A 20,398-nucleotide genomic window follows, 5' to 3' on the forward strand; every position below is an offset into this window, starting at 1 on the left:
GCATGCACTTCCTGGTCGACAGCCACTGTCACCTCGATGCGGCCGAGTTCGACCTCGACCGCGGCGACGTCGTCGCACGCGCGCGCAAGGCCGGCGTCGCCCGCCAGGTCGTGCCGGCGGTCGACGCGACCGGCTGGCCGAAGTTGCGCGAGGTCTGCGCGAGCGCACCCGGCCTGTATCCGGCCTACGGCCTGCACCCGATGTATCTGTCCTCGCACCGGCCCGGGCATCTGCACGAATTGCGCGATTGGATCGAGCGCGAACGGCCGCTCGCGGTCGGCGAATGCGGCCTCGATCATTTCGTCGAGGGGCTCGATCGCGACGAGCAAATGCGCTACTTCGAAGGCCAGCTGAAACTCGCGCGCGAGTTCGACCTGCCCTTGATCGTGCACGCACGCCATGCGGTCGAGGCGGCCATCGCCGCGTTCCGCCGCATCGGCGGCCTGCGCGGCGTCGTCCACAGTTATTCCGGCAGCGAGGAACAGGCCGAGCAGTTATGGAAGGCCGGTTTCCTGCTCGGTCTCGGCGGGCCGGTTACTTACGACCGCGCCAAACGCTTGCGGCGCATCGTCGCGGCGATGCCGATCGAACAGTTATTGCTCGAAACCGATGCGCCCGACCAGCCCGATGCCGCGATTCGCGGCCAACGCAACGAACCCGCGCGCCTGGCCGGCATCGCCGAAACCATCGCCGGACTGCGCGGGATATCGCTGGACGAACTCGCCGCCGCGACCAGCGCCAACGCCGAGGGGTTGTTCAAGCTGCCGGCTGCTTCAGACATTGCTTCTGAGTAGGAGCGGCGCAAGCCGCGACCGCGCCAACGCAACGACGGCGCAAACACAGTTGCCGATTGATTTCGCTACTGCTGCCTTCGCACTGGGTTGAAAGCCCGCGGTCGCGGCTCGCGCCGCTCCTACCCCTTTGAGCCTCAGCGCTCAGGCCGCCTGCGCCTTGGGCTTGAGCAGGATTTCCAGCGCACGCCCGACCGCGACGAAAGCGAACACGCCGGTGATGTGGGTGGCCGCGCCGAGCCCGGCACCGCAATCGAGCTTCAAGGCCGCGTCGCCGGCGAGCTTCGGCCGCAGGCCGCAGACGCTGCCGTCGGGCTGCGGGTATTTGACGTTCTCCAGCGAGTAGATCGCCGAGACGCTGAAATAGCGGCCGGGGTTCTTGGGGAAATTGAACTCGCCGCGCAGCTTCTTGCGGATCAGGGCCAGCATCGCATCATGTTCGGTGCGCGACAGATCGCGCACCCGCACCAGGGTCGGGTCGGTGCGTCCGCCGGCCGAGCCGACCACGATCACCGGCAGCTTGCGGCGCCGGCACCAGGCGATCAGTTCGACCTTGCTGCGGAAGCTGTCGCAGGCATCCAGGACCAGGTCGAAACCGCGGTCCAGCAGCTCGTCCAGGTTCGACGGGGTCAGGAAGCTCTGCACCGCATCGACCTCGATCGCCGGATTGATCGCCCGGCAACGCTCGGCCATGGCCTCGACCTTGGCGCGGCCGTACTGGCCTTCCAGCGCCGGCAACTGGCGGTTGGTGTTGGACACGCACAAGTCGTCGGCATCGATCAGGGTCAGGTGGCCGATGCCGGTACGCGCCAGCGCTTCGACCGCCCAGGAACCGACGCCGCCCATGCCGACCACGGCGATGCGGCATTGGCGGAAGCGTGCGACCGAGCCGTGGCCGTACAAGCGGTCGATGCCGGCAAAGCGTTCTTGCCAGAGGGTGTCGGAGGATTGCGGGGTCATGCGCTTATTGTAAGGGCGACGGCGCGGCTTTCCGGCGCGGCCGCTGGGACACTGCGGCGCAGGACCTGCGACATGCGGGCAAGGCCGCCCCACCCGCCTCCCCACCCGGCCGCCATCTGCGCGCATGCAATGTGCCTTTAAAGGCATCGAAAAGCCTGATCCGACGGGCTTTCGTCCGCTCCAGCGCTGACCCGGGCCTCACATCGGCGCGTGCTATCGTGCGCCGACATTGGATGGAGGCCAGGCAATGAGCGATACCCAGCCCACTAACGCCGAAGCGAAACGCAAAGGCAATGGTTCGAAGTACCTGTTTCTGTTTCTGATCGGCTTGGTCGGCGGCGTCATCGCCACCGTCATGGCGGTACGCGCACTGGATCAACGCAAGGACCATTTCCCCGACAGCGTCATGCAAGTGCAGCAGTGGCACCTGGGCCAGCTCAAAGGCAAGGTCGAGCAGAACCGTTGCGGAGCCACCGACACGCTCCCGCATCTGAAGGCCTTGCGCACCATGGCCGACGATCTCGAACCGGCCTTCCCCGATCTCAAGGACGACGCCCGTTTCGGCCAGCACGCAAGCAAGATGCGCGCCGCGCTCGACGGCGCCCTGACCAGTCCGCCGCTCAATTGCGCCGGCGTCGGCGCAGTCTCCGAACAGATCGGCGAAGCCTGCAAGGCCTGCCATCAGGACTTCCGCGGCTGAGCGCCCCGCGCTTCCCCGCCGCGAGCTGAACGCGGTGGGGATTTGTCCGATACAGGGCGCCGAAATTGAACACGTGTTCACGTGACTGCGCATAGCTTGACTGGCGCGTGGCAACTGTCCGCCACCCGCCCCTAAAGCGCAGGAGCCTCGAATGAACACCAATAACATCCGATTGCTGGGTCTGGCCACGGTCGCTACGCTGGCCCTCGCGGGCTGCGCGACCTCCCCGGGCTACGGTGGAGGCTACGGCAACAGCTACCCGCCGCCGTCGCAGCCGAGCTACGGCAATCAACAGAACAATTGCTACGACTGCGGTGTCGTGACCCGCATCGAGCAGACCACCGCGACCAGCACGGCGCCGCGCGCGACCGGTGCGATCCTGGGCGGTCTGGTCGGCGCCGTCGCCGGCCGCGAAATCGCCGACGACCACACCGACAGCAAGGGCCGCCGCAACACCGCCACCGTCGCCGGTGCCGCCGCCGGCGCCCTCGCCGGCAACGCGATCCAGAACCGCGTCGGCGCGCCGACCTACAACGTCTATGTGCGCATGAACGACGGCCGCACCGTGGTGGTCAGCCAGAAGGATCTCGGCGGCATTCGCGAGAACACCTACGTCCGCGTCGCCAACGGTCGCGCCTACATTCGTTGATCGAAGCGCGACCGATCGATAGGTACGGTTGCTCGACGCGGCATCGAACCAAGTCGACGCCTACTTGCGATGAAACAATGTAACGAGAAACGATAACGAAAAACGGCCCGCATCGCGGGCCGTTTTTTGTTGCGCGCGCGCCGCGATTCGCGTTCACGACCCGCATCACGATTAAGCGCGGAACTGGCTCACTTATCGCGCGCTGCACGATCTTGCCTTCGGTTAGGGTTTTCGGGTCCGCCACCGGACCCCGCCCATCGCAACATCAGGAGATCGTGGAATGAAACTTCGCTTCGTGCATCTGGTTTCCGCGAGTGCCGTGCTCACCGGCGCCATTGCAGCCGCCGTCGCCGCGCCCGGCGCCGCCCAGAATAATCCGCTGCGCGTCGGCATGGTCGCCGTCTCCGGAGCCGCCGACGATTTCCTCGGCTCGGTCGAGATCAGCATCACCAACACCAGCCGCAAGGCCGTGCGCCTGCCGAAGTGGCAGCTGCCGTCGGACCAGTTCGACGCCAAGCTGTTCAACGTCAGCTACAACGGTCAGCCGGTCGCCTACGAGGGCGCGATGGTCAAGCGCGGCCTGCCGCAGGCCGAAGACTTCGCGATCCTGCAGCCGGGTCAAACCTATCGCCGGGTGATCGATCTCTCGGCCGGTTACGACCTGTCGCAAACCGGCCAGTACGTGGTCAGTTTCAACGCGCCGTTGCAGCACGCTTCCACCTCGGACCGGGTCATGCTGCATCAGGCCAACGGCCTGCCGATGAGTGCGCAGAGCGCGCCGCTGAGCCTGTGGGTCGACGGCCTCGACCAACTCGGCGGCAGCAAGGCCTCACCGGCGGCGAAGAAGCCCCCGGTCGGCCCGAGCGCGATCGTCAACGGCGTCAATTACGTCGGTTGCACGACCTCGCGCACCAGTTCGGCCGGCCAGGCGGTCAACGCCGCGCGCAGCTATGCCGAAAACGCCAAGGGCTATCTCAATGCCGGCACGGTGGGCCCGCGCTACACGACCTGGTTCGGCGCCTACACCTCCAGCCGCTACAGCACCGCGCGCTCGCACTTCGTGTCGATCGATTCGGCGATCGACCAGAGTAACGGCCAGATCACCATCAACTGCGGTTGCACCAGCAGCGCCTATGCCTACGTCTATCCGAACCAGCCGTACCAGATCTACGTCTGCAACGCGTTCTGGAACGCGCCGCTGACCGGCACCGACTCCAAGGCCGGCACCCTGATCCATGAGATGAGCCACTTCACCGTCGTCGCCGGCACCGACGATCACGCCTACGGCCAGAGCGCGGCGAAGAGCCTCGCCAGCAGCAACCCCAGCGCCGCGCTCGACAACGCCGACAACCACGAGTACTTCGCCGAAAACACCCCGTTCCAGAACTGAGCCGCGCACTCGCGCAGCACGCTCGCCCCGTCGAGCTCCGAACGGCCCGCTACGGCGGGCCGTTCGCGTTGATGCCGTCGTCGATGCGAAACCCGCTCGCGCTCGACCCCATGCATCGGACTCGCGCGTTCGATAACCACGAGCCTTCCGCCAGCTGTGGAAACAAGCACGATGTGGAAACCAGCACGATGCGGAAACCGACGCCAGGATGGCGCGAGGCGCCGACCGGGAGACGAGGCCGGGTCGGCGCCGTGCGGGGCTCCTTCCGGATGGAGATCCGGAAGCGCGAACGGCGCAGGGCGATGGGAAGCGCCGCTCGCGGGCAACAGGCGCAGGGACGCGGGACGGCTCGGCAAGGCCGTCGGGTTGCCGGGGGCTTCGTGCCCCCGGCGCTTTTTTTCTCCGGGATTCGCGCAGGCGCATCGGCCGACCGACGGCTTGGCGATGCGGTCGCCGATACCGCACTTCTACCCATCGGCATTCAATCGATACAACCAAGGGGGATTTCGTATTCGCAGGATTCGCGCTCGGCTGCGCTGGCGGCGTTTCGAATCCGGCGGTGCCGGAATCGTTGCGATTGCGCTGGAGCGAAGCGGGCAATATCCGAAATTGTGACGAAAATCAAGAAATGTATAGCAAAAAGCCCGGCCGAAGCCGGGCTTTTCTGACGCTATGCGCTGCGATCGAAGAGCGCAGCTGAACATCGGTGCGAGCTTTACAGCGGTTCGACTGCGTCGGCCTGCAGGCCCTTCTGGCCCTGGACGACGGTGAAGGAGACCTTCTGGCCTTCCTTCAGGCTCTTGAAGCCCTGGGATTGGATCGCGCGGAAGTGCACGAAGACATCTTCGCCGTTTTCACGGCTGATGAAGCCAAAACCCTTGGCATCGTTGAACCACTTGACGGTTCCCGTTTCTTTGCCGGACATCGCTACTCTCTCCCTGGAACGTGATGTTGTTAACACGACCTTCGTCGCGTGCTGGTTGCAAGGAGGAAGCGAGGTGCAACGATGTAGCGGATCGATGGATCTACCGCATCGGGGCCACGATTCACGGTGACCCTTGGCAAACGCAGCGACCGCAACGTACCCCGACATGGGCCAAAATGCAAACAGCCCGGACAGCCTGTCCGGACAAGGGATTCGGGATGAATTTGGATACGTTTTATTACATTTTGGCCGGGGTGCTGGTCGTTGTCGGAATGGTCGGAACGGTGCTCCCCGCCCTGCCCGGCCTGCCCCTGGTTTTCGCCGGGATGGTGCTCGCCTCCTGGGTATCCGGATTCGAGAAAGTCGGCTGGGTGGTGCTGGTCCTCCTCGGCGTGCTGACGGTGCTGTCGATGGGCGTGGATTTCGCGGCCACCGCGATGGGGGCCAAACGAGTCGGGGCCAGCAAGCTGGCGATCGTCGGCTCGATCATCGGCACCTTCGCCGGGCTGGCCTTCGGCCTGGTCGGCGTGTTCATCGGCCCCTTCGTCGGCGCCCTCGTCGGCGAACTGATCCACACCCGCCAGCTCAGTCAGGCCACCAAGGTCGGCGTCGGCACCTGGGTCGGCATCGTCGCGGGCACCGTGCTCAAGCTCGGCCTCGCCTTCGCGATGGTCGGCCTGTTCGCTTTCGCCTGGTTCTTCTGATGCATGCCTCTTCTGAACCGCGGGCGACCGCGTCGCCGCCGCGCGCTGCGACGCGGTTCACGTCTCGTTCGCATCCGGATGCAAGACTGCATCGGTTTTCGTTCGCGATCCATACGCTATGAATGAGGCCATGCCCTTGCAAAGCACCCTGCTGTTCGCCGCGCTCGCGAGTACGCCCGCGCTCGCCTTCGCCCAGGCCGCATCGCAAGCGGCGACCCCGGAGGCCTGCGTGGCGATCACCAGCAATGCCGATCGCCTGGCCTGCTACGACGCCGCACTCGGCCGTCCGGCCGACGGCGCGCGCCAGGCCGACATCGCGGCCAAGGAAGCCAAGGCGATCCAGCAGAACCTCGAGGTCGGCGACGAGATCGCCGGCGAACCCAAGCCGACGGTCGGCGAACGCGCCAAGCGCGCGCTGTCGGGCAGCGTCTTCAACCACGACGACCCACTCGGCAGCGCCATCGCCAACGCCGGCAAGGGCAGCCTGCTCGACAGCCGTTGGGAGCTGGCCAAGGACTCCAAGCTCGGCGTGTTCAACTTCCGCGCCTACAAGCCGGTGTATCTGCTGCCGGTGTTCTGGAACGACGACCCGAACACGCTGCCGTCCTCGCCGAACCCGCGCAACACCGTCACCGAGCCGCAGTCGCTCAAGGACATCGAGGCCAAGTTCCAGATCAGCTTCAAGACCAAGGCGGTCGAAAACCTGTTCGGCGACAACGGCGACGTCTGGATGGGCTATACCCAGAGTTCGCGCTGGCAGGTCTACAACGGCGAGGATTCGCGGCCGTTCCGCGAAACCAACTACGAACCGGAAGTGCTGCTGGTGTTCCGCAACAACTACCGCATCGGCGGCTGGAACGGACGCATGGCCGCGATCGGCATCAATCACCAGTCCAACGGCCGCACCGATCCGTTCTCGCGCAGTTGGAACCGGGTGATCGCCAACGTCGGCCTGGACCGCGAGAACTGGGCGGTGATGCTGCGTCCGTGGTGGCGTTTGTCGGACGGCAACGACGACGACAATCCGGACATCGAGGATTACATCGGCCGCGGCGACGTCACCGTGGTGCATCGCCGCGGCGGCCATGAGTTCTCGCTGATGGCGCGCCACTCGATGCGCGGCGGCGACCGCTCGCACGGCGCGCTGCAGTTCGACTGGGGCTTCCCGATCCACAACCAGTTGCGCGGCCATCTGCAGATCTTCGACGGCTACGGCGAGAGCATGATCGACTACAACCATCGCGCGACTTACATCGGTCTGGGCGTGTCGTTGCTGGAGTGGTATTGAGCTCGTAGCGACCGCCGCGCCGGTTCATAGCCGTCAGTCGTGGCCCCTCTGTAGGAGCGGCGTGAGCCGCGACCAAGGGACGCGCAAGGGTAACGAGGCCGTCATCATTCGTCGAAGCCGCGTGTTATCGCCAGAGTAGGAACGGCGCAAGCCGCGACCGCGCTGTGTCGGTCTTGCGGCGCATCTTCGAGGGGATGAGCCTCCCACTGTAGGAGCCACGTAAGTCGCGACTGAGGGACACGCAAGGGTAACGCGGCCGTCGTCATTAACCGAAGCGGCGCGCTATCGCCAGGGTAGGAGCGGCGCAAGCCGCGACCGCGCCGCCTGCCGTTACGGCGTTTTTTCCGCAGAGCGGTGAAGCAACGTCAACATCTAAAGCTTCCGTCCGCTGACGCGGCCGGGTTACTTTCTTTTGCTAAGCCCAAAAGTCCCACAGGGAGTTCCTTCGGTCAAAGGTAACCAAAGAAAAGGGCTCTCCTTGCAAGGGCACAAGCCCGCACGAGCGATGCATACGCAGGGATGCTCCAGACAGGCCATCCATGGCCTGCTTGCGCACGGCCCGCATCCATGCGGGCCGCCCTACGGGTCTTCTCTTGACCGGAAAAGCGGCAAAGCTGCAAAGCGGATCAAAATCACGGCAGCGGCAGCGGCAACGCGCTGTCGCATGAGCGAACTGCGACGGTCTGTAACCCGGGTCGTGGCCGAGCTGCGTTAGTCTGCGAAGATCGACGGAGAACCCGATGAAGATGCGGCGCATCCTCTCGCTCGACGGCGGCGGCATACGCGGCCTGGTGAGCTGCCATTGGCTCGACGGCGTCGAGCGGACGCTGACCCAGGCCGGCAAACCCGGCCTGCTTGAGAGTTTCGACCTGATCGCCGGCAGCTCGACCGGCGCGCTCGTCGCCTGCGGCCTGGCCCATGGGCTGAGCCCGGCGGCCTTGGCCGAGCTGTATCGCGACCAGCGCCACCTGATCTTTCCCGACCTGGCCGGGCGACTGTGGTCGCGCGCCGGGCGGCTGTTCTATGCCGGCCTCTCGGCCCCGCGCTACGATGGCCTCGGCCTGGAGAAAGTGCTCAAGAAGGTGTTCGGCAAGACCACCCTCGGCCAACTCAAGACGCCGGTGCTGGTCACCAGCTACGACACGATTTCGCGCACCCCGGTGATCTTCAAGAACTTCGATGCCTGCCATCGCGGCTTGCCGGTGTGGGAAGTCTGCCGCGCCTCGTCGGCTGCGCCGACCTATTTCCCGGCCCACCCGATGAAGATCCAGGGCCAGCAATGCGCCCTGATCGACGGTGGCGTGGTCGCCAACAACCCGACCGCCTGCGCGATCGCCGAAGCCATGCGCAAGGACGCCCAGGTCGACAACAGCCGCGACCTGGTGGTGCTGTCGGTCGGCACCGGCGAACGCACCCGCAGCATCGACCTGCATTCGGCGCGCGAATGGGGCGCGCTGGAATGGGCGGTGCCGATCATCGACGTCCTGTTCGACGGCAACACCGACTCGGTCGACTACATCGCCAGGCAGCTGGTCGGCGACGGCTATTACCGCATGCAGACCGAGCTGCTGGTCGGCCTGGACGACCTCGACGACACCAGTGCGACCAATGTCGCCGCGCTGGAGATTTTGTCGAACGAGTATCTGCTGCGGCCGGCGACCAGGAAGATGCTGGCGCAGTTGGTGAAGAAGCTTTGAGGGGCGGCTGCGTCACCCGGGAACGCGACGCGGTTGCATGCAGATTCGCGGTCGCGGCTCACGCCGCTCCTACAGGGCAACGGAAGTCCAGCCGATGGCGACGCGAGTCCGCGGCATGACGGTCGCGACTTGCGTCGCTCCTACCCAAGAGCAGCGAGGACCTGGCCCGGCCGTTTTCGTTGCAGTTGCTGTTGCTGTTGCTGTGCGCCGCCTCGCACCAGCGATGGCAGTAGAAGACCCGGAGGGCGGCGCGCAAGGATGCGCGCCGTTTTTCATCGGGACAAGGATGTCCCGTATGAAAAATCCCCGCGTTGGCATCGCTCGTGCGGGCCTGTGATTCAAAACAAAGCAACTTCTTTGGTTAGCTTTCTTTTGTTGCTTTAGACAAAAGAAAGTAACCCGCCGCTTTAGTGGCGGAAGCTTTTGGCGTTTGATCTTGACCTTGCGTGAGCGATGCGTCGCGAGACCGTCGCAGCGCGGTCGCGGCTTGCGCCGCTCCTACCCTGGGCTCCAGCCGGAAGCCGCGCGAGATTGAAGCGTCGTGGCCGGCGCTTCTAGGGTAGGAGCGACGCAAGTCGCGACATCGTCCTGCCGGCCTCCGGCGCAGCCTTCAAGCAAGTGCAAAGCTTCCGTCCGCTGACGCGGCCGGGTTACTTTCTTTTGCTAAGCCCAAAAGAAAGGTAACCAAAGAAAAGGGCTTTCCTTGACGAAGCTCCCCTGCGAGCACGCAGCTCGCGCCGGGATTTTCCGATAAGACATCCCTGTCTTATCGGAAAACGGCGCACGTCCTGTGCGCCGCCCTCCGGGTCTACGATTGCATCGCAAGGTCGGAACTGCGCCAAGCTCATCACGGCAACGGCAACGGCGATATTTGATCGACCTCAGTCGAAAGATACATACCGACCACGGTTCGCGGCCGCGGCTTACGCCGCTCCTACAGGGATACATACGCGGCGACACATCCACGAGGATGACTACGAAGGGGACACATGCGACAACGCCCGGCACCAGGCCGGGCGTTGCGTGGACATACGAAGTGACGACTCGCGACTCGCGAAAGCGAACCCCAGGCTTACTCCACCACGACCGGAATCTTGCCGATCCGCGCCTGCCATTCCTTCGGCCCGGTCTGGTGCACCGACTCGCCGGCCGAATCGACCGCGACCGTCACCGGCATGTCCTGCACGGTGAACTCGTAGATCGCCTCCATGCCGAGGTCGGCGAAACCGACCACGCGCGAGGCCTTGATCGCTTTCGACACCAGATAAGCCGCACCGCCGACCGCCATCAGATACACCGAGCGGTGCTTCTTGATCGACTCGATCGCGACCGGGCCGCGCTCGGCCTTGCCGACCATGCCGAGCAGGCCGGTCTGGGCCAGCACTTGTTCGGTGAACTTGTCCATGCGCGTGGCAGTGGTCGGGCCGGCTGGGCCGACCACTTCGTCGCGCACCGGATCGACCGGGCCGACGTAATAGATGAAGCGGCCCTTGAAATCGACCGGCAAGGCCTCGCCCTTGTTGAGCATGTCGACCATGCGCTTGTGCGCGGCATCGCGGCCGGTCAGCAGCTTGCCGTTGAGCAGCAGCACTTCGCCGGGCTTCCAATTGGCAACGTCGTCGGCGGTGACCGTGTCGAGGTCGACGCGACGGCCCTTGGACGAGTCGTACGTCAGCTTCGGCCAGTCTTCCAGCGACGGCGGATCGAGCGCAACCGGGCCGCTGCCGTCGAGGGTGAAGTGCGCATGGCGGGTGGCGGCGCAGTTCGGGATCATCGCCACCGGCAGGTTGGCGGCGTGGGTCGGATAGTCCTTGACCTTGATGTCGAGCACCGTGGTCAGGCCGCCGAGGCCCTGCGCGCCGATGCCGAGCGCGTTGACCTTCTCGTACAGTTCAAGACGCAGCTCTTCGGCGCGATTGCTGGCGCCGCGCGCCTGCAGGTCGGTGATGTCGATCGGCTCCATCAGCGCTTCCTTCGCCAACAGCATCGCCTTCTCGGCGGTGCCGCCGATGCCGATGCCGAGCATGCCCGGCGGGCACCAGCCCGCGCCCATGGTCGGCACGGTCTTGAGCACCCAGTCGACGATCGAGTCGGAGGGGTTGAGCATGGCGAACTTGGACTTGGCCTCGGAACCACCGCCCTTGGCCGCGACGATCACCTCGACGGTATTGCCCGGCACGACCTTCATGTTGACCACCGCCGGCGTGTTGTCCTTGGTGTTGCTGCGCTTGCCGGCCGGATCGGCCAGCACGCTCGCGCGCAGCTTGTTGTCGGGGTGGTTGTAGGCACGGCGCACGCCTTCGTTGACCATGTCCTCCACGCCCATGGTGGCGCTGCCTCCATCGGCACCGCTCCAGCGCACGTCCATGCCGATTTCCAGGAACACGGTGACGATGCCGGTGTCCTGGCAGATCGGCCGGTGGCCTTCGGCGCACATGCGCGAGTTGATCAGGATCTGCGCGATCGCGTCCTTGGCCGCGGTGCTTTCCTCGCGCTCGTAGGCGGCGGCGAGGTTCTTGATGTAGTCGACCGGGTGGTAGTAGCTGATGTACTGGAGCGCATCGGCGACGGACTGAATCAGGTCGTCCTGGCGGATGACGACGGGTCCGCTCACGGCGGAAACGGCATGGGACTGGGAGGCGCTCACGGCGGGCGTAGGCTGGCGGTGGGGACCGCCATTCTACCCGTCCGGCCCGGCCCCAGCCCTTGCACGATAGGTCGGGCGCCACGGTCGCGGCTAAGCTGGCGGCTGTCCCGGCCGTCTCCCTGGTCCCTCGTGCCCCCTTCGCCCCCACAAACCCCGCCGGCGCCGCAAGCACCCGCCCGCTTCAACCCGGCCCTGCCGATCATCGGCCTGGCCCTTGCCGGGCTCGGCGGCGTCAGCCCCTTGCTGCTGGTGCCACGGTTCGAGCCGATGTTCGCAATCTTGAGCATGGATCTGCCGCTGCTCACCCGGACCCTGATCGACTACCCCTGGGTGCTGTGCCCGCTGCCGGCGGCGGTTTTGGCGCTGTGGATGCTGTGGCCGAAGCGGCGCCGCGATCTGGCCGCGTTGCTGTTCGGCGGCATTGCCGGCATCGGCGCCGGCGCAGTGGCGTTGATCGCGATGTATCTGCCCATCTTCAGGTTGGCGCAGACACTCTGATTGAATCCCCTGGGCGAGCACTCCGAGCGAGGCCGTGCACCCGCATCGCAGCCCCACCGCGCCCGTCGCTGAAACCGGCGCGGCCGCAGGCTACAGTGCCCGCCTGCATTCGTCCCTGGAGCCATCGTCCGTGATCACCTGTTATCTGCGCTACGTCATCGACCCTTACCAACTGGCCGAGTTCGAGCATTACGGCAAGCTGTGGATTCCCCTGGTCGAAAAATTCGGCGGCCAGCACCACGGTTATTTCCTGCCCTCCGAAGGCACCAACAACATCGCCCTGGCGATGTTCTCGTTCCCTAGCCTGGCCGCCTACGAGGACTACCGCACACGCTCCTTCGACGACCCCGACTGCCAGGCCGCCTTCGCCTACGCGCAGGAGAAGCGCTTCATCGTCAGCTACGAGCGCAGCTTCTTCCGCCCGGTGTTCAAGCCCGACTGAGCGTCCGCCCATCGGGGCGCCGTGGCGCGACCGCCGACCAGGCCACAACCCTGTGGCCCGGTTCTTGGGCACAATCGCCGCATGAGCACATCCAGCGACGCGAGTCCGTCGCCCCGGCAGGTCCAGGCCGACGGCGGCAAACCCAGTCTGCGCGAACGCTTCGACGCGTTGCGCAATCTGCGTCCCTTCCTCAAGCAGATCTGGGCGACCAGCCCGGCGCTGACCCTGATCACCCTCGGCCTGCGCCTGATCCGCGCCATGCTGCCGGTGGTCACCTTGTATGTCGGCAAGCTGATCATCGACGAGGCGGTGCGTCTGGTCGCCGCCGATCCTGGCTTCGATTCGCTGTCCTCGGCCTGGGCCAGCGGCCAGTTGAATACCCTGCTGAGCTTGCTCGCGCTCGAGTTCGGCCTGGCGATCGGCTCGGACCTGCTCGGACGCATCGTCGCCTACGGCGATGCGCTGCTGTCGGAGCTGTTCACCAACGCCACCAGCGTGCGCCTGATGGAACACGCCGCCACCCTCGACCTCGAAGACTTCGAAGACCCCGACCTGCAGGACAAGCTCGATCGCGCGCGCCGCCAGACCATGGGCCGCATGAACCTGATGAGCCAGTTGTTCGGCCAAGTCCAGGACACCATCACCGTGGTGAGCTTCGCCGTGGGCCTGCTGGTCTACGCGCCGTGGCTGATCCTGCTGCTCGCGGTGGCGCTGGTCCCGGCCTTCATCGGCGAGGCGCATTTCAACGCCTTGGGGTATTCGCTCAACTTCGCCTGGACGCCGGAACGGCGCCAGCTCGAATACGTGCGACAAATGGGCGCCAGCGTCGAAACCGCGAAGGAAGTGAAGATCTTCAATCTTCATCGCTTCCTGATCGCGAAATACCGCGAGCTCGCCGGCAAATTCTTCAAGGCCAACCGCGCCCTCGCCCGCCGCCGCGCGCTGTGGGGCACGGTGCTGGCCGGGCTCGGCACCCTGGGTTACTACATCGCCTACGGCTATATTGCCTGGCGCACGGTACGCGGCGATTTCAGCATCGGCGACCTGACCTTCCTCGCCGGCAGCTTCCTGCGCCTGCGTCAATTGCTCGAAGGATTGCTGATCGGCTTCTCGCAGGTCGCCGGACAGGCGCTGTACCTGGAAGACCTGTTCTCGTTCTTCGAAATCAAACCCGAGATCGTCTCGCCGGCCGACCCGCTCGCGATCCCGAAACCGATCCGCCAGGGCTTCGTGTTCGAGAACGTCGGCTTCCGCTATCCCGACGCCGAGCAGTGGGCTCTGCGCGGGCTGGATTTCGAACTGCGCGCCGGCGAAGTGCTGGCCCTGGTCGGCGAGAACGGCGCCGGCAAGACCACCCTGGTGAAACTGCTCGCGCGTTTGTACGACCCCGACGAAGGCCGCATCCTGCTCGACGGCCGCGACCTGCGCGACTACGACCTCGACGACCTGCGCGCCAGCACCGGGGTGATCTTCCAGGACTTCGTCCGTTATCACCTGACCGCCGGCGAGAACATCAGCGTCGGCCAGATCGAGGCGATGGGCGATGCCGCGCGCATCCGCGAAGCGGCGCGGCGCGGCATGGCCGACCAAGTCATCGAGAGTCTGCCGCGCGGCTACGACCAATTGATCGGCCGCCGCTTCAAGACCGGCGTCGACCTGTCCGGCGGGCAGTGGCAGAAGATCGCGATCGCCCGCGCTTACATGCGCGATGCGCAGGTGATGATCCTCGACGAACCGACCGCGGCCCTGGATGCGCGCTCGGAGTTCGAGGTATTCCAGCGTTTCAAGGAACTGTCGGCCGACAAGACCGCGGTGTTGATCTCTCACCGTTTCTCCAGCGTGCGCATGGCCGACCGCATCCTGGTGCTGGCCGAGGGCCGGCTCGAAGCCAGCGGCACCCATGTCGAACTGCTCGCCCAGGGCGGGCGCTATGCCGAACTGTTCGAGTTGCAGGCCGCGGGCTATCGCTGAGCCGGCAGCGGATACCCAGGCGGAACTGTCTCGGCGCCTCGTTGTCCCAGTGCGGAGCGGCGGCTATGGTGGGCGCGCCGTCGCCGAGCGGGCTTCCGCTCGCGAACTCACCGATCCAGGAGCGCACATGATCCCGATTCTTCATCGCAGCGTCCTTTCCCTTGCCCTGTTGCTGAGCCTGGCGGCCTGCCAGCGCAACCAGGAAGCCGAAGCCGCGACCGCCAAGGCGGCGCCGGCGCAACAAACCACGCACCAGGTCAAGAGCGAACTCGGCGAGGTGCGCGTCACCGAAATCGCATCGGGCCTCGAACATCCCTGGGCGGTCGCGCTGTTGCCCGACGGCGGCTTCCTGGTCACCGAACGCCCCGGCCGCCTGCGCCATGTCGCGGCCGATGGCGCGATCTCGGCGCCGATTTCCGGCGTGCCCGCGGTGTGGGCCGAAGGCCAGGGCGGCCTGCTCGACGTGGTGCTGTCGCCCGACTTCGCCAGCAGCAAACGCATCTACCTCAGCTATGCCGAGCCCGGCGACAACGGCAGCGCCGGCACCGCGGTGGCCTCGGCGACACTCGGCGACGCGGCCCTGGCCGACGTCAAGGTGATCTATCAGCAGCAACCCAAGCTGGTCGGCCCGAATCACTTCGGCTCGCGCCTGGCCTTCGACAAGCAGGGGCATATTTTCATCACCCAGGGCGAGCGCCAACAGCGCATGGCCTCGCAGGAGCTCGACAAACTGCAGGGCAAGCTGGTGCGCCTGAACCTCGACGGCAGCGTGCCCGAGGACAACCCCTTCGTCGGCCGCCAGGATGCACGCCCGGAGATCTGGAGCTACGGCCACCGCAACATGCAGTCGCTGGCCGTCGACCCGCGCACCGGCACCGTCTGGGAAGCCGAACACGGCCCGCGCGGCGGCGACGAAATCAATCTGCCGCAACCCGGCAAGAACTACGGCTGGCCGTTGATCACCCATGGCATCGACTACAGCGGGCTGAAGATTTCCGAAGCGCAGGGTAAAGAGAAACCGGGCCTGGAATCGCCTTACCACGTCTGGGAAAAATCCCCGGCCTTGTCGGGCATGGCCTTCTACACCGGCCAGCCCGGCTCGCCGTGGAACGACAGCCTGTTCCTGGGCGCCCTCGCCGACGGCAGCCTGATCCGCTTGAACCTGGACGGCGACAAGATCGTCAAGGAAGAGCGCCTGCTCAAGGAGCTCGACTGGCGCATCCGCGATGTGCGGGTATCGGCGGATGGGAAGGTGTATGTGTTGACGGACGAGAACGAGGGCAAGTTATTGCGGTTGGAGCCGCCGACCAAGAAGTGACCGGCGGTTGCGGTTGCCGTTGCCGTTGCCGTTGCCGTTGCCGTTGCCGTTGCCGTTGCCGTTGCCGTTGCCGTTGCCGTTGACAAGATTTTGATCTGCTTTGCGCTTTACCGGTCAATTGAAGACCCGTAGGGCGGCCCGCATGGATGCGGGCCGTGCGCAAGCAGGCCATGGATGGCCTGTCTGGAGCATCCCTGCGTCGGCTTCGAACGCGCGAGCTTGTGCCCTTGCAAGGAGAGCCCTTTTCTTTGGTTACCTTTCTTTTGGGCTTAGCAAAAGAAAGTAACCCGGCCGCGTCAGCGGACGGAAGCTCTGCTCTTGCTTGAAGGCTGCGCCGGAGGCCGCCAGGACGATGTCGCGACTTGCGTCGCTCCTACCCTAGAAGCGCCGACCACGGCGCCTCAACCTCGCGGCGCTCCCGGCTGGAACCAGGGTAGGAGCGGCGCAAGCCGCGACATCGTTGTTGCGGTCTCGCTTCGGATCGACCGAGCAAGATCAGGATCAGGATCAGGATCAGGATCAAACGCCAAAAGCTTCCGCCACTAAAGCGGCGGGTTACTTTCTTTTGTCTAAAGCAACAAAAGAAAGGTAACCAAAGAAAAATGCTTTGTTTTGAATCACAGGCCCGCACGAGCGATGCCGACGCAGGGATTTTTCATACGGGACATCCCTGTCCCGATGAAAAACGGCGCGCATCCTTGCGCGCCGCCCTCCGGGTCTTCTATTGCCTTCGCAAGGTCGAATCGGCGCACAGCAACAACAACATCTATACGACAACGGCACTGCTCGGCTCGGCAACCAAAGCCAAGGCTGAGCGGCAACTCCGCCGCCTCCATCAGCGACACCCTCGACTCATCCATAAAAAAACCGCCCCCTTTCGCAAGGAGGCGGCTTTCGATTGTCGCCAAAAACAAAACCCTGAAAGTCAGGGCTTCTGCTTCGCTCTCGCGAATGCATCCGCCAGGGCGCCGCCCATCGGTGCGGCGGCTTTCGGGGCGAACGAGCCGCCGCGGGCCGGGGGCGCGTCGCGACGGCCGCCGCGCGGGTCGTTGCCGCGCCCTCCGTTGCGGTCGCTGCGTTCGTTGCGCTCGGCGCCCGCTCCGGGCGCGCGCGGCGCCGGCACGGCGTCGTCGAGACGGCGCGTCAGGGCAATGCGCTTGCGCGGGATGTCGACTTCGAGCACCCGCACCTTGACCACGTCGCCGGCCTTGACCACGTCGCGCGGGTCCTTGACGTATTTGTCCGACAGGGCCGAGATGTGGATCAGGCCGTCCTGGTGCACGCCGATGTCGACGAAGGCGCCGAACGCGGCGACGTTGCTGATCACGCCTTCGAGGATCATCCCGACCTGCAGGTCCTTGAGGTCCTCGACGCCGTCGGCGAAACGCGCGGCCTTGAACTCGGGACGCGGGTCGCGGCCGGGCTTTTCCATTTCCTTGAGGATGTCGCGCACGGTCGGCACGCCGAACTTCTCGTCGGTGAAGGCTTCCGGTTTCAGGCCACGCACGAACTGCGGGTCGGCCAGCAACTGTTTCACCTCGCGTCCGCATTGCTGGACGATGCGTTCGACCACCGGATAGGCCTCCGGGTGCACCGACGAGGCGTCGAGCGGTTGTTCGCCGTCGACGATGCGCAGGAAGCCGGCGCATTGCTCGAAGGTCTTGTCGCCCAGGCGCGGCACCTTGAGCAGGGCCTTGCGCGAAGCGAAGGGGCCGTTCTCGTCGCGGTGGCGGACGATGTTCTCGGCCACCGTGCTCGACAGGCCCGATACCCGTGCCAACAGCGCCGCCGATGCGGTGTTGACGTACACGCCGACCGCGTTGACGCAGTCCTCGACGCGTGCGTCGAGCGTGCGCGCCAGGCGGTACTGGTCGACGTCGTGCTGGTATTGGCCGACGCCGATCGCCTTGGGTTCGATCTTGACCAGTTCGGCCAGCGGGTCCTGCAAACGCCGCGCGATCGAGACCGCGCCGCGGATGCTGACGTCGAGATCGGGGAACTCCTTGGAAGCGAATTCGGAAGCCGAATACACCGAGGCGCCGGCCTCGCTGACCACGGCCTTGGTCAACTTCGCTTCCGGCACGAGCTTGATCAGGTCGGCGGCCAGCTTGTCGGTTTCGCGCGAGGCGGTGCCGTTGCCGATCGCGATCAATTCGACGCCGTGCTTGATGCACAGCGCGCGCAGCGTGTGCAGGGACTGGTCCCACTGCTTGCGCGGCTCGTGCGGGTAGATGGTGTCGTGGGCGACGAACTTGCCGGTCGCGTCGACCACCGCGACCTTGACCCCGGTGCGCAGCCCCGGGTCGAGCCCGAGCACGGCACGCGGACCGGCTGGCGCGGCCAGCAGCAAATCCTTGAGGTTGTCGCCGAACACGTCGATCGCCTCGGCCTCGGCCTTCTCGCGGGCCTGCCCGAACAGGTCGAGTAACAGGTGCAGGTGCAGCTTGGCGCGCCAGGTCAGGCGGCAGGCGTCGAGCAACCAACGGTCGGCGGCGCGGCCCTGCTCGGAAATACCGGCGTTGAGCGCGACCCGGCCTTCGCCATAGGCGTGGCCGGCATCGGGGTCGGTGCCGGGTTCGAGTTCGAGAAACAACACTTCTTCGCGACGGGCACGGAACAAGGCCAGCAGGCGGTGCGAGGGAATCTTCGCCAGCGATTCGGCATGGTCGAAATAATCGCGGTACTTCGCGCCCTCGGCCTCCTTGCCTTCGGCGACGCGGGCGCGGATCACCCCGACCTCGGTCAGCCAGCCGCGCAGTTCGCCGACCAGCCTGGCGTCTTCGCCCCAGCGCTCCATCAGGATCGCGCGTGCGCCGTCGAGCGCGGCCTTGACGTCGGCGACCTGCTTGTCTTCGCTGACGAAACCGGCGGCGAAGGCTTCCGGGCTCAGGCTCGGGTCGGCCAACAGACCGTCGGCCAGTGGCTCCAGGCCCGCTTCGCGGGCGATCTGCGCCTTGGTGCGGCGCTTGGGCTTGTACGGCAGGTACAAGTCTTCCAGGCGCGCCTTGCTGTCGGCCGCTTCGATATCGCCGCGCAACTCGTCGGTCAGCTTGCCCTGCTCGGCGATGCTTTCGAGCACCGCGGCGCGGCGGTCTTCGAGCTCGCGCAGATAGCGCAGGCGCGATTCCAGGTCGCGCAGCTGGATGTCGTCGAGGCCGCCGGTCACTTCCTTGCGGTAGCGGGCGATGAAGGGAACGGTCGCGCCTTCGTCCAGCAAGGCGATGGCGGACAGGGCCTGGGCGGTCTGGGCGCCGATCTCGACGGCGATGAGTTTGGCGATCTTGTTTGCGATCTGCGCGGACTGCGTGTTCTGGTCTTGCATCGTTTCCAATCGATTAGCCCCGCTGGCGGGGGACCGGGCGATTGTCGCAATGCCGGCGTGAACGCGAAACCCATTGACAGGACTGGGTTTTTGGGGCCGGGCGGATGAGAAACGAGCGAAAAGGAGTGAGGGGTGAGCTGAGCCGTTGCCGGTCCAGCTCTCGCTCACTCCTCGCTCCTCTCCGCTCACTCCTGGCTTTAAGAACCGTTCTCATCGCTCGGGTACAATGAGCGCCCCGCTCCACCCGAATCGATCCTCGCATGTCCTCCGCTTTTGGCACCGAAACGGTGCTGGACGTCCGCCACTGGACGGACGATTACTTCAGCTTCACCACCACCCGCGACGACGGTTTCCGCTTCGAGAACGGCCAGTTCGTGATGATCGGACTGCAGGTCGAGCAGGCGGACGGCTCGCACAAACCGCTGCTTCGCGCCTATTCGATCGCCAGCGCGAACTGGGAAGAACAGCTCGAATTCTTCAGCATCAAGGTGCCCAATGGCCCGCTGACCTCGCGCCTGAAGTCGATCCAGCCCGGCGACAGCGTGCTGATCGGGCGCAAGCCCACCGGCACCCTGCTGATCCACGACCTGCATCCGGGCCGCAATCTGTATCTGCTCGGCACCGGCACCGGCCTGGCGCCGTGGCTGTCGGTGATCAAGGACCCCGAGACCTACGAGCGCTTCGACAAAGTCGTGCTCTGCCACGGCGTGCGCAACGAAAAAGACCTGGCCTACCGCGACTACATCGTCAACGAGCTGCCGCACCACGAGTTCCTCGGCGAACAGATCACGGCCAAGCTCAAGTACTGCCCGGCGGTGACTCGCGAAGCCTTCGAGTACGCCGGCCGCGACCAACGCGGCCGCCTGACCGAGATGATGGAAAGCGGACGGATGACGGATCTGCTCGGCATCGAGGCGCTCGACCCCGAACACGACCGCGCGATGATCTGCGGCAGCCCGCAGGTGCTGGCCGATTTCCGCGGCGTGCTCGACCAGCGCGGCTTCACCGCCTCGCCGCGCATCGGCACGCCGGGCCAGTACGTGTTCGAGCGCGCCTTCGTCGAGAAGTAAGGCCGCCCCGGCCCGGCGTGGTATGA

Annotated in this window: 17 protein-coding genes; 12 read left to right on the forward strand and 5 right to left on the reverse strand. The window is 65.6% G+C overall.

Translation table 11 applies throughout. From position 1 onward, the window contains the following. Positions 1–2 precede the first annotated feature (2 nt). Complete coding sequence (locus ACTOWK_RS01040; RefSeq protein WP_441328359.1) at positions 3–794, forward strand: TatD family hydrolase; 792 nt, start codon at positions 3–5, stop codon at positions 792–794. Positions 795–935: 141 nt separating this feature from the next. Here the strand turns inward: ACTOWK_RS01040 and ACTOWK_RS01045 are convergent, their stop codons facing one another. Beyond that, a complete protein-coding gene (locus ACTOWK_RS01045; protein WP_441328360.1) occupies positions 936–1,751 on the reverse strand; it encodes a tRNA threonylcarbamoyladenosine dehydratase in 816 nt (271 codons plus the stop codon). A gap of 247 nt (positions 1,752–1,998) precedes the next feature. On the opposite strand from ACTOWK_RS01045, the gene ACTOWK_RS01050 reads away from it, so the two are divergent. The 3 genes from ACTOWK_RS01050 to ACTOWK_RS01060 all read left to right on the forward strand — a co-directional run bounded on the left by ACTOWK_RS01050 (position 1,999) and on the right by ACTOWK_RS01060 (position 4,490). Then, positions 1,999–2,451: a hypothetical protein gene (locus ACTOWK_RS01050; RefSeq protein WP_441328361.1), complete on the forward strand. Its 453-nt coding sequence runs from the start codon at positions 1,999–2,001 to the stop codon at positions 2,449–2,451. A gap of 151 nt (positions 2,452–2,602) precedes the next feature. Continuing rightward, positions 2,603–3,100 (forward strand): glycine zipper 2TM domain-containing protein, encoded by a 498-nt coding sequence (locus ACTOWK_RS01055; RefSeq protein WP_441328362.1) that lies wholly within the window; start codon positions 2,603–2,605, stop codon positions 3,098–3,100. Between the two features lie 280 nt (positions 3,101–3,380). Further along, entirely contained in the window at positions 3,381–4,490 is a 1,110-nt protein-coding gene (locus ACTOWK_RS01060; RefSeq protein WP_441328363.1) for a M35 family metallo-endopeptidase, read from the forward strand. A 715-nt stretch (positions 4,491–5,205) separates the two neighbouring features. On the opposite strand, the gene ACTOWK_RS01065 is transcribed toward ACTOWK_RS01060, so the two are convergent. Beyond that, positions 5,206–5,415: a cold-shock protein gene (locus ACTOWK_RS01065; RefSeq protein ID WP_031371474.1), complete on the reverse strand. Its 210-nt coding sequence runs from the start codon at positions 5,413–5,415 to the stop codon at positions 5,206–5,208. 218 nt (positions 5,416–5,633) lie between these two features. Between ACTOWK_RS01065 and ACTOWK_RS01070 the strand changes: the two genes are divergently transcribed. From ACTOWK_RS01070 to ACTOWK_RS01080, 3 genes are all read left to right on the forward strand, one after another. Beyond that, positions 5,634–6,119, forward strand: coding sequence for a DUF456 domain-containing protein (locus ACTOWK_RS01070; protein ID WP_441328649.1), 486 nt, complete (start codon positions 5,634–5,636; stop codon positions 6,117–6,119). A gap of 130 nt (positions 6,120–6,249) precedes the next feature. Further along, on the forward strand, positions 6,250–7,407 hold the full coding sequence (locus ACTOWK_RS01075; protein WP_441328364.1) for a phospholipase A: 1,158 nt from the start codon (positions 6,250–6,252) through the stop codon (positions 7,405–7,407). 740 nt (positions 7,408–8,147) lie between these two features. After that, entirely contained in the window at positions 8,148–9,104 is a 957-nt protein-coding gene (locus tag ACTOWK_RS01080) for a patatin-like phospholipase family protein (RefSeq protein ID WP_441328365.1), read from the forward strand. Positions 9,105–10,176: 1,072 nt separating this feature from the next. Here ACTOWK_RS01080 and ACTOWK_RS01085 read toward each other — a convergent pair. Then, positions 10,177–11,718 (reverse strand): fumarate hydratase, encoded by a 1,542-nt coding sequence (locus ACTOWK_RS01085; protein ID WP_441328366.1) that lies wholly within the window; start codon positions 11,716–11,718, stop codon positions 10,177–10,179. A gap of 318 nt (positions 11,719–12,036) precedes the next feature. On the opposite strand from ACTOWK_RS01085, the gene ACTOWK_RS01090 reads away from it, so the two are divergent. The 4 genes from ACTOWK_RS01090 to ACTOWK_RS01105 all read left to right on the forward strand — a co-directional run bounded on the left by ACTOWK_RS01090 (position 12,037) and on the right by ACTOWK_RS01105 (position 15,980). Further along, the gene (locus ACTOWK_RS01090) at positions 12,037–12,249 is read left to right on the forward strand and encodes a hypothetical protein (protein ID WP_441328367.1); all 213 of its coding nucleotides are present in this window, start codon (positions 12,037–12,039) and stop codon (positions 12,247–12,249) included. 130 nt (positions 12,250–12,379) lie between these two features. After that, entirely contained in the window at positions 12,380–12,691 is a 312-nt protein-coding gene (locus ACTOWK_RS01095) for an NIPSNAP family protein (protein ID WP_441328368.1), read from the forward strand. 81 nt (positions 12,692–12,772) lie between these two features. Beyond that, positions 12,773–14,662 (forward strand): ABC transporter ATP-binding protein, encoded by a 1,890-nt coding sequence (locus tag ACTOWK_RS01100; RefSeq protein ID WP_441328369.1) that lies wholly within the window; start codon positions 12,773–12,775, stop codon positions 14,660–14,662. A 127-nt stretch (positions 14,663–14,789) separates the two neighbouring features. After that, a complete protein-coding gene (locus ACTOWK_RS01105; protein WP_441328370.1) occupies positions 14,790–15,980 on the forward strand; it encodes a PQQ-dependent sugar dehydrogenase in 1,191 nt (396 codons plus the stop codon). Between the two features lie 617 nt (positions 15,981–16,597). Here ACTOWK_RS01105 and ACTOWK_RS01110 read toward each other — a convergent pair. Continuing rightward, on the reverse strand, positions 16,598–16,888 hold the full coding sequence (locus ACTOWK_RS01110; RefSeq protein WP_441328371.1) for a hypothetical protein: 291 nt from the start codon (positions 16,886–16,888) through the stop codon (positions 16,598–16,600). 17 nt (positions 16,889–16,905) lie between these two features. After that, a complete protein-coding gene (locus tag ACTOWK_RS01115) occupies positions 16,906–19,302 on the reverse strand; it encodes a Tex family protein (protein ID WP_441328372.1) in 2,397 nt (798 codons plus the stop codon). Positions 19,303–19,562: 260 nt separating this feature from the next. On the opposite strand from ACTOWK_RS01115, the gene ACTOWK_RS01120 reads away from it, so the two are divergent. Continuing rightward, positions 19,563–20,372, forward strand: coding sequence for a ferredoxin--NADP reductase (locus ACTOWK_RS01120; RefSeq protein WP_441328373.1), 810 nt, complete (start codon positions 19,563–19,565; stop codon positions 20,370–20,372). Positions 20,373–20,398 lie beyond the last annotated feature (26 nt).

The sequence above is a fragment of the Lysobacter sp. CA196 genome, from assembly GCF_052078695.1.
Lineage (GTDB): Bacteria > Pseudomonadota > Gammaproteobacteria > Xanthomonadales > Xanthomonadaceae > Lysobacter.

Excerpts from the sequence above, each read along its gene's own strand:
- ACTOWK_RS01040 (WP_441328359.1), top strand. The coding sequence starts at position 3 with ATGCACTTCCTGGTCGACAGCCACTGTCACCTCGATGCGGCCGAGTTC.
- ACTOWK_RS01045 (WP_441328360.1), bottom strand. The coding sequence starts at position 1,751 with ATGACCCCGCAATCCTCCGACACCCTCTGGCAAGAACGCTTTGCCGGC.
- ACTOWK_RS01050 (WP_441328361.1), top strand. The coding sequence starts at position 1,999 with ATGAGCGATACCCAGCCCACTAACGCCGAAGCGAAACGCAAAGGCAAT.
- ACTOWK_RS01055 (WP_441328362.1), top strand. The coding sequence starts at position 2,603 with ATGAACACCAATAACATCCGATTGCTGGGTCTGGCCACGGTCGCTACG.
- ACTOWK_RS01060 (WP_441328363.1), top strand. The coding sequence starts at position 3,381 with ATGAAACTTCGCTTCGTGCATCTGGTTTCCGCGAGTGCCGTGCTCACC.
- ACTOWK_RS01065 (WP_031371474.1), bottom strand. The coding sequence starts at position 5,415 with ATGTCCGGCAAAGAAACGGGAACCGTCAAGTGGTTCAACGATGCCAAG.
- ACTOWK_RS01070 (WP_441328649.1), top strand. The coding sequence starts at position 5,634 with ATGAATTTGGATACGTTTTATTACATTTTGGCCGGGGTGCTGGTCGTT.
- ACTOWK_RS01075 (WP_441328364.1), top strand. The coding sequence starts at position 6,250 with ATGCCCTTGCAAAGCACCCTGCTGTTCGCCGCGCTCGCGAGTACGCCC.
- ACTOWK_RS01080 (WP_441328365.1), top strand. The coding sequence starts at position 8,148 with ATGAAGATGCGGCGCATCCTCTCGCTCGACGGCGGCGGCATACGCGGC.
- ACTOWK_RS01090 (WP_441328367.1), top strand. The coding sequence starts at position 12,037 with ATGGATCTGCCGCTGCTCACCCGGACCCTGATCGACTACCCCTGGGTG.
- ACTOWK_RS01100 (WP_441328369.1), top strand. The coding sequence starts at position 12,773 with ATGAGCACATCCAGCGACGCGAGTCCGTCGCCCCGGCAGGTCCAGGCC.
- ACTOWK_RS01105 (WP_441328370.1), top strand. The coding sequence starts at position 14,790 with ATGATCCCGATTCTTCATCGCAGCGTCCTTTCCCTTGCCCTGTTGCTG.
- ACTOWK_RS01115 (WP_441328372.1), bottom strand. The coding sequence starts at position 19,302 with ATGCAAGACCAGAACACGCAGTCCGCGCAGATCGCAAACAAGATCGCC.
- ACTOWK_RS01120 (WP_441328373.1), top strand. The coding sequence starts at position 19,563 with ATGTCCTCCGCTTTTGGCACCGAAACGGTGCTGGACGTCCGCCACTGG.